This is a genomic window from Pseudomonas sp. P20, from assembly GCF_016463925.1.
Classification (GTDB): Bacteria; Pseudomonadota; Gammaproteobacteria; order Pseudomonadales; family Pseudomonadaceae; genus Pseudomonas; species Pseudomonas aeruginosa.
Genome location: NZ_JAEMVM010000116.1, coordinates 1 through 377 on the forward strand (window position 1 = coordinate 1; position 377 = coordinate 377).

A 377-nucleotide genomic window follows, 5' to 3' on the forward strand; every position below is an offset into this window, starting at 1 on the left:
GCGTGGAGACACCCTGGGCGGTGAGATAGCGAACGTCCAGCGGGCTCCGTGGCCCGGCCTGCGCGATGGTAGTCATGTTGGTCATCCAGTCGACCATCCCGGTCTTCACGAACAACCAGTCATAGGCCAACTGGGCCAGCCAGGTGGCGGTTCGACCTGGCTCCTGCACGACGACGCTGTGTAACAGCCCCTGCGACAGCCAACTGAGTTCGTACTCGAACATGGCCTGGGCATGCTTCCAGCCCGCGTCAGGCCAGAAGAAATACAGGCAAACCCACTCCACGATGATTGCGCCGATCAGCGACCCGAACATCACGCCGAGAAATTGGAAGGGCGTACTGATGATGGTGCCGAGAAGGGTCTTCTGGCTCTCTTGT

1 protein-coding gene is annotated in these 377 nt (G+C 60.5%); it reads right to left on the minus strand.

The genetic code is table 11. From position 1 onward, the window contains the following. On the minus strand, window positions 1–377 hold a 377-nt coding region (locus JHD77_RS32035; protein WP_199506577.1), incomplete at both ends, for a DUF4400 domain-containing protein.